The organism is Patescibacteria group bacterium, from assembly GCA_041667185.1.
Taxonomy (GTDB): domain Bacteria; phylum Patescibacteriota; class Patescibacteriia; order SG8-24; family SG8-24; genus JBAYFM01.
Map to the genome: position 1 here is coordinate 57087 of JBAYFM010000007.1, position 15179 is coordinate 72265.

A 15179-nucleotide genomic window follows, 5' to 3' on the forward strand; every position below is an offset into this window, starting at 1 on the left:
ACCATTATCAGGGGCAGGACGTTTTTGTCTCATCCCCAACCAAGGAGGAAGGCCATGAGCCGAGAGTCCAGCAACACCGGTCGGGGTGAAGGCACCGCGACCACCGAAACGTTCAAGTGCTGCACCGTGAACTGCGAGAACACCGGGACCGCCGAAAAGATGTTCAACGTCTCCCTCGACCCGGCCGCCGCCACCCGCGAGGAAATCCTCGCGAAGAAGGTGCGCTGCCAGGACTGCGCGGAAAAGATCTCCGCCGAGCGCGGCAAGCGTTTGCGCGAGCCCGGCTGCGGCGTCTACCCGCTCGTCCGGACCCTCGCGAAGCTGACGGGTCATGATCCCATCAGCGCCCAGCGGCTGGATACCATCCGGTGGGTCGAGGCCAAGAAGCAGGAGCGCGAAGCCGCCCGCCACGCAGCGGACCGCCAGCAGCGCATCGAGAATGCTCGCCTCAACCGCGAGGAGATCATCCGCCGCTACGCCCGGGACTACGTCCAGATGGCGTACAACGCCGACCTGGCGCAGTTCCCCGCCGCGAGACACAACGAGCACCACGACCAACTGGTCTGCGGACTGCCAGTCAACTGTTGTCGCCACGACCTTCCAGCCGACCGGTTCATCACCGTCTTCGGCGAGGTCGTCGGCATCTGTCGGCTGGCGGCCCAGGTGTTCCTTGAGACGTTCAAGGAATTGGATGACGGCAGCGAATCTGCGCGCCGCCTGCTTTCCACGCGCGACCCCGAATCCGCCGGACATTTCGCGGACGAGTGGGCCGGCGAAAACCAGGACGAGTAGCTTCCTGATGAGATGAGATAGGATGATCCGGCGGCGGTGCGACCGATCTTGGCCGCGCCGCCGCATCCACCCTCACCCAGCAAAGGCGGTCTTCATGTCATATCTGATGACAACCGGTCGCTTCCTGGTCCAGGCCATCATCGCTCTCGCTCTGCCGGGAGGGCTCGTCGTGGTCGGCGCCTGCCACTTGGTACGTCGCTACCGGAAGCGTCACCGCTAAAGAAAATCCCGCTTCGACAAAATGAGAACCCGCCTGATGGGTTCTCTTTTTTTGACGCGGCGACAAGATTGAACGTCGAAAAAAATAAAAGCCCGGGAAACCCGAGCTTTAACGAAAGCGTTGATTCGGACTCCGAGAGCGATCTCAAACATCCGCGCGAGGAGACTGATGGCGCTATTTGTCAGGCCGCGCGAAACCCAAGCAGTTCACGAGGATGATCAGCGAAGCGGCGATCACGCCGACTGCCAGACCGTAGCCAAGCGTTTTGTGCAGGATCAGGGGGTAACAAACCAGATTGCCAGCTAATGTCCCCAATACCAAAGGCCAATTAATCATGATTACCTCTCCTCTGTCGAAGTCGAAAGAAGGAACAGTGGGTACTTTAACCGGTGGCGTGCAAACGTCAAGTAAGGGAGAGACGGAGATACGGAGAGACGGAGTCACGTCGTTCGCGAGCGACGTGATGTGACGTGATCAAGGAATGATGAAGCACTCCAGCACTCCAGCACTACCCTTTTAACAACCCCTCGGGTATACTTAAAAACACATCCGAACCTTGCAGCCATCATCAAAAGTTCGCGGCCAAATCCGTCAGGAAGGCTGCGGATCCGGTTAAGCACGATCGGCATTGAGACCCGAATGCGGTCCGACACCGACGGTCTTTCCGCCCTTGTGGCGGATACTCATCAGGCGATCTTTCGCCAGCTGACATTGTCCAGAGGTCTCAGACCATTCTCCCCGTCTCGGGGAGCGATCTTTCATCATTCCCGTCTCGGCACGAATCGAACAGCTTTTTCTGGACTCGCAGCCTTCCGGGCGGATTTTGTTAACGTCCAAAATTTCCAAGCGCCGCCGCAGGCGGTGAGCAGGAAATTTTGTGACAGTTAACAACCCCTCACCGCGTCGCGCGACCGGGACGGAGGACGACGTGCGGGAAGCCGAATAAGGCGTTGCCGCGAGACCGATCTGTGGGCCGGCAAGCGCAAACTTCGGACGCGGTGATGGAGTAACGTCCAAAATTTCCAAGCAACACCAGTTGGCTGTGGCCCATGACCAACAGCTAATAGCCAATGGCTAATCGGACTGGCCCGCATTTTCTTAAAATGCTATCATTTTGAGGCCTAATGGAGCTTATAATGGCACCGACCCGACATTTCAGCTAACAAGCAAGCTCCGCCTCCTTATGTCCAAGAACAACCGCGCGAAAAAGAACGGTTCCAAACCCAAACGCCGCGAACCCAGCGCTCCGAAAATCAACCCGCTGGCCAAAAAAGAACTGGCCGCGCTCTTCCTGTTCGTCGTCTCTGTCATCTGCTTGTTGTCTTTCTTTGATCTCGCCGGCGCGGCTGGCCGTGGTATCGACTCTTTCTTCGCGGCGCTGTTCGGCATTGATAAATTCCTCATTCCCTTCGTCGTTCTCGGCCTCGCCGGCCGCATCGTTTTCCCGGAAAAATTCTCCTTCCGCCTGCCGACCTGGCTCGGACTCTTCCTGTTCGTGACCGGCTGGGGCGGACTCCTCGACGTGATCATGTTCCGCACCGTCGACGCCATCCTGATCGTCGACAACGTTTCGCGCGCCGGCGGTTTCGCCGGACTGCTCCTGGCCTACCCGCTGCTCGCGGTCGCCGGCTTCTGGGCCGCGCTGATCATCCTGGTCATGACCGTCATCATCGCGCTCGTACTCACTTTCAACGTCTCGTTGCACGAACTTTCCGCGAAACTCGCCGGCGTCCGCCATCTGTCCTGGCCCTGGCCTTTCGGACACCGGATCCCGGCCGACCCGGGCGCGCCAGCCATTGAACCGGCCGGAGAATTCAAGAAACGCCAGCTGAACCAGTCCGAAACGGACGGGGAAACCGCTGTCACTACTCCCCGCGAAGCCAAGTACGCCGAACCGCCGGTCAAACTCAGAAAAAAATATCCGCCGGTCGCCGTCCCGACCGACCTGCTGGAGAACCGTTTCGAAAAACCGACCGCCGGCGACATCAACGGCCGCCTGAACGTCATCAAAAAAACGCTGGAGAATTTCGGCATCCCCGTCGAGATGGGCGAATTCAGCGTCGGTCCGACCGTCACCCAGTTCACTCTGAAGCCGGCCGAGGGCATCAAACTGACGCGCATCACCTCGCTCTCGAACGACCTGGCGCTGTCCCTGGCCGCCCACCCGATCCGCATCGAAGCGCCGATCCCGGGCAAGTCGCTCGTCGGCATCGAAGTGCCGAACCAGACCGTCGCGGTCGTGGGTCTCCGCGAAGTCCTCGAATCCAATGCCTTCCAGACCCGCCGCACCAACCTGACCGTCTGTCTCGGCAAGGACGTCTCCGGCAAACCCTGGGTCGCGGACCTCGGCAAGATGCCGCACCTGCTCGTCGCCGGCGCCACGGGTTCGGGCAAGACCGTCTGTCTGAACTCCGTCATCCTCTCGCTCCTCTATCAGAACAGCCCCGACGACCTGCGGCTGATCCTCATCGATCCGAAGCGCGTCGAGATGCCGGTCTACAACGGCGTCCCACACCTACTCACACCAGCCATCACCGAAGTACCGAAGATCATCAACGCCCTCAAATGGTGCATCCGCGAAATGGACCGCCGCTTCGAACTCCTGTCGCAGAAAGGCTGCCGCGACATCGGCGCCTACAACTCTCGCGTCGATGAAAAAATGCCTTACATCGTGGTGCTCATCGACGAGCTCGCCGACCTCATGGTCGCTTCGGCCTCCGAGGTCGAAGCCTCGATCATCCGCCTGGCCCAGATGGCCCGCGCCGTGGGCATTCACCTGATCGTCGCCACGCAGCGCCCGTCGGTCGACGTCATCACCGGCCTCATCAAAGCGAACATCACGAGCCGCATCGCATTCTCCGTCGCTTCCGTGACCGACTCGCGCACCATCCTCGACACGGCCGGCGCCGAAAAACTCGTCGGCCGCGGCGACTCCCTCTTCCAGACCCCGGAACTCTCGAAACCGAAACGCATCCAGTGCTGCTATGTGAGCGACTCCGACACGCGGCGCGTCGTGGATTTCCTGATCTCCAAACTCGAGGAGCCGGCCGATTACGACGACACCGTGACGGCCAAGCCCGGCCACGGCGGTCCGAACGGCAACGGCGGCATGGATTTCGGCTATAACAACGACGGAGACGACGAATTATTGGACGAAGCCAAGGAAACCGTGGTCAAAGCCGGCAAAGCCTCGGCCTCTTATCTCCAGCGCCGCCTGAAGATCGGCTACGCTCGCGCCGCCCGACTCTTGGATTTGCTCGAAGAAAGGGGTATCATTGGCCCTGGAGACGGCGCGAAGCCGCGCCAAGTGCTCGTGACCCCGATCAACGATGTTGACGGCGTCCATGTCATTGATCCGGAGGATAAGGAGGAAACCTCCGCTGAAGCTGATGAAGACGACCAAAGCGAACAATCCTGAACGCTCCGGATCCGCTGCTGGCTGCAAGATCGCCGACTCCGTCGGTGCTTTGCTGAAGAAAGCGCGGACCGATCTTGGCTGTTCCCGGCGCGAAGCCGCGACGCGGATGAAGATCCCCGAGCGCTATATCGCGTTCTTCGAGGACGGCGCTTACGACAAGATGCCGGAGGACATCTATTCGAAGATCTACCTGAAAGTTTATTGTAAGTTCCTCGGACTCGACTCGCCGACGATGGTGAACCTCTATCGTCAGGAACGCTCGCGCTACGTCGCGGGACAGAAAAGCGTCGCCGAACCCGCGACCCGGCATCCGGCCCGGGCCGTGCCGGCCAGCGCGCTCGTCACGACGCCGCATCTTTTGCGCAATATCTTCCTGGGCTTGCTCGCCGCCAGCCTGCTCGTTTATCTCGGCTGGGCCGTCCAGAATATCGTCGCCGCGCCGGCCATCAGCCTGTCTTCGCCGACGGAAGGACTCATGACCTCGGACTCCGAAATCTGGGTCGAGGGCCGCACTGAACGCGAGATCACGCTGCGCATCAACGGCAAATACGTCGCCCCGGATGACAACGGCAATTTCCGCGACAAGCTGACGCTCCAGGATGGCTGGAACGAGATCCGCGTCGTCGGCGCCAAGAAACACAGCAAGGAAGCGGTGATCACGCGGCGCGTCTTCGTCAGCACGCCGGCCGAAGCGCTGGTCCAACCGACCGAGCAACTCACGGCCGATCTGCGCTGAGACCGCGGATACATAGATATAGAGAGTGCGGGAGTGAAGGAGTGCGGGAGCGCAGAACATCTGACCCCAGGTCAGATTTTTTCATTGTTGACACCACGTCCGTGCCGAGTAAGATGAGGATACTTCGCCCTTTCTTTGACCAGAGGAGAAAAAATGGCGCGCAAAACCAACGAAACGTACACTGTGAAAGCCGCTTCACCACTGCTCCGTCCAGGCCTGACGATCTCCACTAAAGTCAGCAAACAGTATCTCGTGCCGACCCTGATTGAACTTTTGGACAAAATCCGGGAGTTCAATCTATCGCAGGACCCGAAAGAGGGTCAGAAATAGGACGGTCCGACCAGCTGCCCGGCTTAAATAGCCGGGTTTTTTAATGGGCAAATATTTATTTTTTATGGTCGCTGACGGCTATTGGCCATTAGCTATCAACCAATTATCCACACCCTCCCCCTTGCCTACCGAACAAAAACCGAACATAATTAGATTAGGTGCTAGTTGCTAGGTTTTAGGGGAGCGAACCAGCTCCCTCAACCTAGAACCTACAAACTAAAACCTACAACCTAAAAACTTGACTCATTCCGTGTTAATATCTATCTTGTCCCCGTTAATTTATCCGTCCCGAACCCACGCCCGGGACCGAATTGACCATTTATGACTGCCAAAGAAAACAAGACCGGCAAAGAAAGATCCGCGGCCAGGGATGACGGCCGGGCCAAAGCCGTCGGCGCGGCCATCGATCAGATCAAGCAGCGCTTCGGCGAAGGTTCGATCATGAAGCTGGGCGACGCCAAACTCACCGACGTTGACGCCGTCTCGACCGGCTGCCTCTCGCTCGACCTGGCGCTCGGCATCGGCGGACTGCCGCGCGGCCGCATCATCGAGATCTACGGACCGGAATCATCGGGCAAGACCACGCTCGCTCAGCACGTCGTCGCCGAGGTCCAGAAGCTCGGCGGCACCGCCGCTTTCGTCGACGCCGAACACGCGCTCGACCCGGCCTACGCTTCGAAGATCGGCGTGAAGATCGATGACCTGCTGATCTCCCAGCCGGACACCGGCGAACAGGCGCTCGAGATCGTCGAGACACTCGTCCGCTCCGGCGCCGTGGACGTCGTCGTCGTGGACTCGGTCGCCGCGCTCGTGCCGAAAGCCGAGATCGAGGGCGAGATGGGCGATCAGCACATGGGCCTTCAGGCCCGGCTCATGAGCCAGGCGCTCCGCAAACTCGCCGGCATCGTGTCGAAGACCAACACCATCGTCATCTTCATCAACCAAATCCGCATGAAGATCGGCATCGTCTTCGGCAACCCGGAGACCACGACCGGCGGCAACGCGCTCAAGTTCTATTCCTCGGTGCGCATCGAGGTGCGCCGCTCGGCCCAGATCAAACAGAATGAGAAGGTCATCGGCAACCAGGTCTCGGTCAAGATCGCCAAGAACAAGGTCGCGCCGCCTTTCCGCACCTGCAAGTTCGACATCATGTACAACGAAGGCATCTCCGTGTCCGGCGACCTCGTTGACCTCGGCGTCGAGACTGGCGTGCTGGCCAAATCCGGCAATTCCTACGCTTTCGAAGACGTGAAGCTGGGCGTCGGACGCGAGAACGCCAAGGCTTTCCTGAAAGCCGATCCGAAACTGCTCAAGAAGCTGCGCCAGACCATTTGGGACAAGGCGCAGGAAGCCGAAAAGACCAAGGCAGCCGCTCCGGCGGAGATGCCGGACGAGGAAGCTGAACCCAAGGCTTAGCCCGAACGATCCCCGGACGCAAAAGAAGGCCGCCAATGCGGCCTTCTTTTATATATCTGGATCCCGGCTCGCGCTGCGCTCGGCCGGGATGACAGTATCTAAAAATGGGCGCTTACGCGCCCACTGATAATTCGGTGTGTCACTTCGCGCGCTCTTACCCGTCAGGCGAGCGGAACAGCCAGCCTCTTTAAATGTGCAGATCAAAAACGCCTCCGGCTTGCGCCGAGGCGTCTTGCATGTCCTACTACCGCCTGACTGGGTCTCGCGCGCCTAATGAACCGGCTGTTTTATTTGGCACGCTCGACGTACTCACCGTTCTCGGTGTTCACGACCACGAACTCGTCCTGCTGGACGAACAGCGGCACCTGAATCTTCATCCCGGTCTCCAGCGTCGCTTCCTTGGTCACGCGGCCGGAAGCCGTATCGCCTTTGACGGCCGGCATGGACTCGACCACTTTGAAAGTCAGTTTCTTCGGCAGATCAACGGACAGCGGCAGACCCTGATAAAGCAGGACGCTGACCTCCTGCCCCTCTTTCAGATACTGCCCTTTCTCGGACAGAAGCTCGGCCGAGATTGCCTGCTGTTCGAAACTGGCGTTGTCCATGAAATAATAATTGTTGGCGTCCTTGTACAGATACTGCATCGTCGCCCGGTCGAGCTCGACGACCTCCACGGATTCGCTGACCTTGAAGGTGTTCTCCATCGTCTTGCCGGTCTGCACGTTCTTCAGTTTGGCGCGCACGAAAGCACTGCCCTTGCCGGGGTTGACGTGCTGGGCGTCGGTGACGACGTGCACGGCGTCCTTGAACATGATGAAAGTCTCCTTCTTGAGCGCTGTAGTGTCAGCCATAGTGGCGTTGAGCTAGTGGCCATGAGCTGGTCGCTGACGGCCGTATTTTTGCTAATTTCCGAACAGGTCGGAGGCGGGAAAAAAGAGGACGTCTCGGATATCCTTGGCGTCCGTGAGCAACATTACCAGACGATCAAGGCCAAAAGCAATACCCGCGCTGGGCGGCATCCGCCCGACCGCCTCCAGGAACTGTTCATCGAGCTCCAGGACCGGCTTGCCGAGCTGGCGCCGCAATTCCTGCTCTTCGACCAGGCGTTGCCGCTGTTCAGCGGCGTCATTCAATTCCGAAAAGGCGTTACCGAGCTCGATGCCGAGGCAGTAAGCCTCGAAACGCTCGGCGTAGCGTCCATCGCCGGGTTTCAGGCGGGCCAGCGCGGCCATGGAACGCGGATAGTCGTATAGGATGACCGGTTTGGCTGTCGCGCCGGGCGTCTCCGGCTGCCCCAGTTTCGGTTCGATGTCCCGCAAAAACAATTTGAAGAAAACATCATCGAACGTATCGGTCCCGTCGATGGTGCAGCCGCGACCGGCGACTTCGCTCCGGAACCACTCCGGATCATCAATGCCTCGCCCCAGATCCAGGGAACAATAATGGTCAAAAGCCTCGGCTACGGAAAGCCTGGTCCAGGCCGGAGCCAGCTCCACGACCTGTCCCTGATAGTTCAACGCGGTCTGACCGACGACCTTGAGCGCCGCCTCGGCGACCAATTCCTCGGTGTCGCGCATGAGCGCGCGGTAATCGTCATGAGCGCGATACCACTCGATCAGGCTGAACTCGGGATTGTGCGTGCCACCCCAGGGTTCGCCGTTCCGGAACGACCGGGTGATCTCGAAGATCTTCGGCAGGCCGGCCGCGAGCAATTTCTTGAGCGAGTACTCCGGCGACGTGATCAGATAACCGGCCCGCGTACCGCCGCGCTCGTCGGCGAGTCCGGTCGCGAACGGTTCCAGGTGCGGCTCCATGCCGGGATGCGCCACCAGGATCGGCGTCTCGACCTCGAGAAAACCGCGGCTGGCGAAAAAATCACGCACCGCTTTCATGATGGCGGAACGCTGAAGCATCCGACCGCGGTAAACCGCGTCCGAGCCGAGACGCCGCCAGTTTGGAGTTGAGGTGGTCATGGTTCTCCACAAAACCCCGTCCGATTGGACGGGGTTTTAGGGTCATTGCGAGGCCGAAGGCCGAAGCAATCCCGTCGGTTGCCAGGCGGAGATCCCTCAGGCCTAAGCCCTCGGGATGATCCGCCCCGGACGGATCATTTAACCAGGAACGGGATCAGCGCCATCTGCCGCGCCCGCTTGATCGCCTGGGCGAGCATGCGCTGATGCTTGGCGCAGACGCCGCTGCGGCGGCGCGGCACGATCTTGCCGTAAGACGACAGGAACCGCTTCATGCCGTTGATATTCTTGTAGTCGATGGCCATGACGCCGTGAATGCAGAACACGCAATGGCGCTGCTGGTTCATCAGGCCGGACTTCTTTTGATTCGATCTCATCATAAGGGTCTAAAAGGGAATGTCTTCAACCTTGATCTCGTCGTCTCCGCCGGTCTGCACTGCCGCGGCCGGAACCTTCTCCTGGCGGGGAGCCGCCGAGGTCTGGCCGTTGCCGCGATCCAACATGATGACATTGTCAGCCACGATCTCCGTCCGGTTGCGCTTCTGGCCGTCCTGGCCGGTCCACTCGCGGGTCTGCAAACGACCCTCGACGTAAACCTTGCGCCCCTTGGTGAGATATTGCCCGCAGATCTCCGCGAGCTTGCTCCAGGCGACGATGTTGTGGAATTCCGCCTTCTCCTGGCGCTGGCCGGACGCGTCGGTCCAGGAATGATTCGTAGCCACGCCGAAAGAAGCGACGTTCTGGCCGTTGGTGGTGGTCCTGATTTCGGGGTCCCTGGTCAGATTGCCGATGATCATGGCCCGATTGAGATTCATGCTCATATTTGGGTGAGTTCATCCGGCGCGCGGCGCGGCGATCGTGGGGGTCGCCTGGTCCGCTGGTCGGCTGGTTAGCCCGTTTAGAGGATGTCGTCGGTCAGGATCTGCTCCAGTTTCTTATCCAGTTCGGCGATGCTCATCTTGTCCTTGGCCGGCTGTTGCTGCTGGATGGTGGCGGGCTGGGACGCAACCTGGCCCTGTGGCCGCCCTTCGTAGCGCTCATGCCGCGGTTCTTCCTCGATGAGCGACGGGATCTTGGTGATATGCGGATCGCGGACTATGATCAAGTGGCGCAAGATGTCGGTCGACATGCGCAAAAGCTCGTTGAGTTTGATCGTCACCGCCGGTTCGGCTTCGTAGAAGAACAGGACGTAATTCCCGTTGCGGGCGTTCTTGATCGGATACGCGAGCTTGCGCCGACCGAGATCGTGAGTCTCCTTGATCGTGCCTCCAGCCGAGGTCACGATGCCAGCCACCTTGTCGGAAAGCTGCTTCAGCTCCTCCTCGGTGTACTTTGCCGGGATGATGAATAAAAGTTCGTACTGCTCCATAATCTTTGGCCCTACTCGCGCGGTTTTGGACCGCTCATTCGCGGTTCCTGCCGTCGCGGATCAGTCAGACTTGACAGACCTTGGAAATAAGGCTTAACTGCGCCTTAATCAGCGCGTTGGCCTAGATTAACACAGATATCCCCAAGATGGCAAGACGGGACGAAGTTGCGGAGTCATGGAGTTACGGAGATGCGAAGTCAGAACTATTATATTCTCCCTGACTCCGTCTCTTTCTTACTCCCCTACTCCCTGCTAAGATGCTCACATGCGCTACTTCTTCATATTAGGACTGCACCCCGCGCTCTCGTTCGCCGAGATCTCGGCCGTGCTCGCGGACAACAGATTCGAGATCAAAGACCTCCTGGAGGCCGCGATTGTGATTGAGACCGAAAAAGAACTCGACCTGCCGGCGCTCATGAGACGGCTGGGCGGCACGATCAAAGCCGGCCGCATCATCGACGGACCAGCCAAACTCACGGACGACGAGGTTCTCGCCAAAGCCGCCGACCACCTGCTCACCGCGCACGGCGATGATTCGCGCCCAGTCTTCGGTTTCAGCGCCTACACCGCTTTAGGCGTCGAAGGCGTACGCAGTCTGGCGAAGAAGATCATCGTCCGCGGCATGGAGACCAAAAAAATTCTCCGGGAGCAGGACCGCGCTTCGCGCTGGGTGCGTCCGCAGACCGGACTCACACTGAGCTCGGTCGTCGTGACCAAGAACAAACTCATCGAAGAGGGAGCCGAGTTTGTGGTCCTGATCGACCGCAACAGCCTCGTGAGCCTCGCAGTCACCGAAGCCGTCCAACCTTTCGAAGAATTCTCCCGCGCCGATTACGGCCGTCCGGCCCGCGATACCCATCAGGGCATGCTACCGCCGAAACTCGCCCGCATGATGATCAACCTGGCCGGCGTCGGCACAGATGCCGTCATCATCGATCCATTCTGCGGCTCGGGAACCGTGCTCACCGAAGCGATCCAGATGGGTTTCCAGGATGTCGTCGGCAGCGACCTGAATCCGACGGCGGTCAAAAGCACCGAACAGAATATCACCTGGCTGAAGGAACACGGCAGCGCGCCGAAAACGGTCCGGCTTTTCGCCTCGGACGCCAGGCATATCGGCCAGCATCTGGAACCGGCGAGCATCGATGCTGTCGTGGCCGAAACTTTCCTCGGTTCGCCGCGCCACGGCCGGGAAAAACGCTCCGAGCTGCAGAAGACGCTGTCCGATCTGAGCCGCCTGTATTATGAATCGCTCGGCGCCTGGCGCCGGCTGCTGAAACCCGGCGCCGCGGTCGTCTTGGCGCTGCCGGTCTACGTGCTGGGTCCTGAACGGCACGGGTTGAAAGCCGATGAATTCGTGAAACTGGGCTATGCCATCGAGCCGCTGCTCAAGAGCGACGCGCTGGTCAAACTGGATGTCAAAGAGACCAAGAACCGCGGCCTGGTCTACGGCCGGGCCGACCAATTGGTCTGGCGGGAGATCATTCGCCTGCGTTGGAACGGCGACCCAGCGGCCAAATAAAATGAGATCAAAAACGGCCAGGTCTCGGACCCGGTCGTTTTTAATTTGATGCGTAATTTTTAGATCAGACTCCGACGCGGAAGTTGCAGACGTCACCCTCCTGCATGACGTAATCCTTGCCCTCGATGCGCAGCTTGCCCTTTTCCCGCGCCCCGGACTCGCCCAATTCCACGAAGTCCTTCCAGTTGATGATCTCCGCGCGGATGAACGCTTTCTCGAAATCGGTGTGGATGACGCCCGCGGCCTGCGGCGCCTTGGCCCCCTTGCGGATGGTCCAAGCACGGGTCTCGTCGACGCCGGTCGTGAGAAAGGTCATGAGGCCGAGGATGGAATAGCTGCTCTTGATCAGCTGATCAAGTCCGGTCATCGAAAGCCCGAGCGCGGACAGATATTCCTGGACCTCTGCCGGCGGCAGCGACGCCAGCTCCTCTTCCAATTTTACGCACAGCGGGACCTGCGCTTCCGGAGGCAGATCAGGAACGGAGTACCCGGTCTTGAGCTGATCCTCATCGACGTTGAAAACGTACAGCAGCGGCTTCAGCGTCAGTAGTTGAAGATCTTTGACCGATTTCAATTCATCTTCGTTCAGCTCAGCTTCCCGCGCACCGCAGCCGACGGTCAAAAGCGCGTGAATCTTCTCCACGGCCTCGAGCGTGATCTTGAGCTGGCGATCCACTCCGCCCTTGGCCTGGTTCCGGAGCCCTTCGAGACGTTTGTCGATGGTGGCCAGATCGGCGTAAGCGAGTTCCAGATTGATGGTCTCGATATCCGACTGCGGGTCGATCTTACCGGCGACGTGGACGATGTCCTTGTTCTCGAAAGCGCGGACGACCTCGACGATAGCGTCGACCTCGCGGATGTGCGACAAGAACTTGTTGCCCAACCCCTCGCCCTTATGCGCGCCGGCGACCAGGCCGGCGATATCGACGAACTCGACCGCGGCTGGAACGATCCGCTCGGACTTCGAAACCTTGGCGAGCGCCGCGAGACGCTCATCAGGCACGGCGACGATGCCGACATTCGGCTCGATGGTGCAGAAAGGATAGTTCGCGCAATCGACCTGTTTCTTCGTAATGGCCTTGAACAGAGTGGACTTGCCGACGTTCGGCAGACCGACGATTCCAACTTTGAGTGACATATCAATATTGATAAAGCCCGCCCATTATCCGGTTTTATGGCTGAATCGTCAACCGACCGATGACCGCACCGGAACCGCAGAAGATCGGACTTGATTTGTTTACACCTATCATGATACACAAGGAACGGAGGTGGGCGATGGACCACAAACAAGAACTTCTTGTCGCGTACCGCGCACTTGCTGCGGAGCGCAACATGTTGGCGGGCGATCCGAAGACCTGGGCCCCTGAAGCAGAGCATCTGGCGACGCTTCTACCTGCTGGCAGTAGTGTCGTGGACATCGGATGCGGTGCTGGCCGCGATGCACTGCTCCTGGCTGGGATGGGCTACCAGTATATCGGCGTGGATCTTTCCGAACCGATGCTGGAACAAGCCCGTAGACTAGCACCTGGCCAGCGGTTCATCCCTGGCGACATGTACGCGTTGCCGATGGGAGACGCTTCGTTCGACGGCTTCTGGGCGGCCGCTTCACTACTTCACATTCCCAAAGCAGAGATGGCGCGAGTGCTGACCGAAATCAGGCGCGTCATCAAGCCTGGCGGTGTCGGCTTCATTGCCGTGAAAGAAGGAGTCGGGGAGAAGGTGGTTTCCGGACCCAAGCCCGGAAGCGATCGGTTCTTCTCCTTCTGGCAAGAAGATGAACTAGCAGCGACTCTTGCCGCCAATCGCTTCTCGGTGTTGAGCAAGAACCGCCGCAAGTTATTCCCCGAAGACAAGACTGTGTGGGTTCTCCAGTTCGTGCGAGCGGTCTAGACGCTAGCAGGCGGCCATTACTGGCCGCCTTTTTATTTTTTCTTGGGTAAGTATCACTTTTGCCACCAAACATGGCCATCATCGGACTGATTTATTGACACCTTCGGAGATATCCGGTATTTTTATCTGCGCCGCTAGCCATCAGCATTGCTTTGGCTGGCCGCAACAAAATAAGGGCCGCTAGCTCATCTGGTAGAGCGTCCCGCGGCATCGCGGGAAGGTGAAGGGTTCACAATATAACGATCACGGGCCGCTAGCTCATCTGGTAGAGCGCTTCCATGGCATGGAAGAGGTGAAGGGTTCGATTCCCTTGCGGTCCACCATCAGGCCCCGAGCTCATGCTCGGGGCTTTATGATATAAACAAGGGAATCGAAGGGCGCGAGAGCCCCGCAACATTGCGGGGCGGTGCGGAGCGGCCGGGCCCGAGTCGGAGCGAGGGGATTCCCTTGCGGTCCACCAATAAAAGTCTCTCTGAAAAGAGGGATTTTTATTTTGTATAGAATACGTTTGTCTACTGTATAGGGGACGCACATGAAATAAATCTTAGCTCAATCAAGCGGAGCCGCGAACATCCCGGGACAGTCCCCAGCCTATCATCAAAACGCCGCCCCCGGCAGGGGCGGCGTTCCAATTCTGTTCTAACGCGCCTTGACTCCAGGCTCGTTCGGATTTCTGACCGGCTGATCGACCGGCAGCGGCAATTGATCCGGGGCCGGAGCCGGAGCGGTCTTCTTGGCAAGCAGATCCTCCAACTTTTTCTTCACGACCTCTGTATTCGGATTCAACTCGTCAACCTTCTTGATCTGTTCGATAGCCTTGTCGATCTCGCCTTTCTCCTCATACATCACCGCCAGATACCAGCGGGCGTTCGAGTAATTCGGCGAGAGCTTGACCACGGCTTCAAGCAGAGCGATACCATCGTCTTTGCGATTGTCGCGATAATAGAGCAGCGCGAGCTGAAGGCCGACGCCGACATCCTGATTGTTGAGCGCCAAGGTCTCCTCCATCTTGGTGATAGCTTCCTTGAGTTTGCCCTGGCGGTCGAGCGTCAGAGCCAGCTGGAACCTGGCCGCGGCGTAATCAGACTTCAATTCAATGGCCTTGTTGAAATTGTCGACGGCTTTATTCAGAAGCTCTTCCACCTTGGCCTGAGCCTCTTTCTTCTTAGTCTCATCCTTGTCCTGAATCCCCCGGCTCGCGACATCGGCCTGATAGACGTAGATCTTGCCTAACTCGGTGTAGGAAGAAGGATTGGCCGGTTCGAGCTCGATCGCCTTCTCGTAAGCCTTCACGGCCCATTCGTCAGCTCCCTGAGTGACGCCGAACAGATTCTGATAGATGGTGGCGAGGACGGACCAATTAGCCACGTTCTCCGGATTCATTTCCGTGGCGCGCTTGGCGACATTAATCGCGTCGGCAGAAAGAGCCGCGACGAGCCGCAATTTATCCTGCCGAACCTGCTCAACGCGCGTCTTGTAAGCATCATCGGTCTCGCCCTCGTCTTTCTTGATCTCG

General features: G+C 59.0%; 15 protein-coding genes and 1 tRNA gene. 9 read left to right on the top strand and 7 right to left on the bottom strand.

Annotation, left to right across the window (positions count from 1 at the left end):
• Positions 1-54 precede the first annotated feature (54 nt).
• The 6 genes from WCT10_03405 (at position 55) to recA (ending at position 6912) form a co-directional block, all read left to right on the top strand.
• The gene (locus WCT10_03405) at positions 55-792 is read left to right on the top strand and encodes a hypothetical protein (GenBank protein MFA6603863.1); all 738 of its coding nucleotides are present in this window, start codon (positions 55-57) and stop codon (positions 790-792) included.
• A gap of 94 nt (positions 793-886) precedes the next feature.
• Positions 887-1012 (top strand): hypothetical protein, encoded by a 126-nt coding sequence (locus WCT10_03410; GenBank protein MFA6603864.1) that lies wholly within the window; start codon positions 887-889, stop codon positions 1010-1012.
• Positions 1013-2195: 1183 nt separating this feature from the next.
• The gene (locus WCT10_03415; GenBank protein ID MFA6603865.1) at positions 2196-4430 is read left to right on the top strand and encodes a DNA translocase FtsK; all 2235 of its coding nucleotides are present in this window, start codon (positions 2196-2198) and stop codon (positions 4428-4430) included.
• Positions 4402-5166 carry a helix-turn-helix domain-containing protein gene (locus WCT10_03420; GenBank protein ID MFA6603866.1) on the top strand — a complete coding sequence of 255 codons (765 nt, stop codon included), beginning with the start codon at positions 4402-4404 and terminating at the stop codon, positions 5164-5166. The genes WCT10_03415 and WCT10_03420 overlap by 29 nt, the downstream gene beginning before the upstream one ends.
• Before the next feature lie 135 nt (positions 5167-5301).
• Positions 5302-5496 carry a hypothetical protein gene (locus WCT10_03425; GenBank protein MFA6603867.1) on the top strand — a complete coding sequence of 65 codons (195 nt, stop codon included), beginning with the start codon at positions 5302-5304 and terminating at the stop codon, positions 5494-5496.
• Positions 5497-5817: 321 nt separating this feature from the next.
• Complete coding sequence (recA, locus tag WCT10_03430) at positions 5818-6912, top strand: recombinase RecA (GenBank protein ID MFA6603868.1); 1095 nt, start codon at positions 5818-5820, stop codon at positions 6910-6912.
• 287 nt (positions 6913-7199) lie between these two features.
• Here the strand turns inward: recA and efp are convergent, their stop codons facing one another.
• From efp to rpsF, 5 genes are all read right to left on the bottom strand, one after another.
• A complete protein-coding gene (gene efp, locus WCT10_03435; protein MFA6603869.1) occupies positions 7200-7763 on the bottom strand; it encodes an elongation factor P in 564 nt (187 codons plus the stop codon).
• A 51-nt stretch (positions 7764-7814) separates the two neighbouring features.
• Positions 7815-8885: an EF-P lysine aminoacylase EpmA gene (epmA, locus tag WCT10_03440; GenBank protein ID MFA6603870.1), complete on the bottom strand. Its 1071-nt coding sequence runs from the start codon at positions 8883-8885 to the stop codon at positions 7815-7817.
• Positions 8886-9019: 134 nt separating this feature from the next.
• Positions 9020-9259 (bottom strand): 30S ribosomal protein S18, encoded by a 240-nt coding sequence (rpsR, locus tag WCT10_03445; protein MFA6603871.1) that lies wholly within the window; start codon positions 9257-9259, stop codon positions 9020-9022.
• A gap of 9 nt (positions 9260-9268) precedes the next feature.
• Entirely contained in the window at positions 9269-9703 is a 435-nt protein-coding gene (locus tag WCT10_03450; GenBank protein ID MFA6603872.1) for a single-stranded DNA-binding protein, read from the bottom strand.
• 77 nt (positions 9704-9780) lie between these two features.
• Positions 9781-10251 carry a 30S ribosomal protein S6 gene (gene rpsF, locus WCT10_03455; protein ID MFA6603873.1) on the bottom strand — a complete coding sequence of 157 codons (471 nt, stop codon included), beginning with the start codon at positions 10249-10251 and terminating at the stop codon, positions 9781-9783.
• A gap of 265 nt (positions 10252-10516) precedes the next feature.
• Here rpsF and WCT10_03460 point away from each other — a divergent pair, with 265 nt between their 5' ends.
• Positions 10517-11773 (top strand): DNA methyltransferase, encoded by a 1257-nt coding sequence (locus WCT10_03460; protein MFA6603874.1) that lies wholly within the window; start codon positions 10517-10519, stop codon positions 11771-11773.
• 64 nt (positions 11774-11837) lie between these two features.
• On the opposite strand, the gene ychF is transcribed toward WCT10_03460, so the two are convergent.
• Entirely contained in the window at positions 11838-12911 is a 1074-nt protein-coding gene (gene ychF / locus WCT10_03465) for a redox-regulated ATPase YchF (protein MFA6603875.1), read from the bottom strand.
• 137 nt (positions 12912-13048) lie between these two features.
• Here ychF and WCT10_03470 point away from each other — a divergent pair, with 137 nt between their 5' ends.
• Both WCT10_03470 and WCT10_03475 read left to right on the top strand, forming a co-directional pair.
• Positions 13049-13663, top strand: a complete 615-nt coding sequence (locus tag WCT10_03470; protein MFA6603876.1) for a class I SAM-dependent methyltransferase — start codon at positions 13049-13051, stop codon at positions 13661-13663.
• 247 nt (positions 13664-13910) lie between these two features.
• Positions 13911-13986, top strand: a tRNA-Ala gene (locus WCT10_03475).
• A 316-nt stretch (positions 13987-14302) separates the two neighbouring features.
• On the opposite strand, the gene WCT10_03480 is transcribed toward WCT10_03475, so the two are convergent.
• A partial coding sequence (locus tag WCT10_03480) for a tetratricopeptide repeat protein (protein MFA6603877.1) occupies positions 14303-15179 on the bottom strand: 877 nt, incomplete at its 5' end.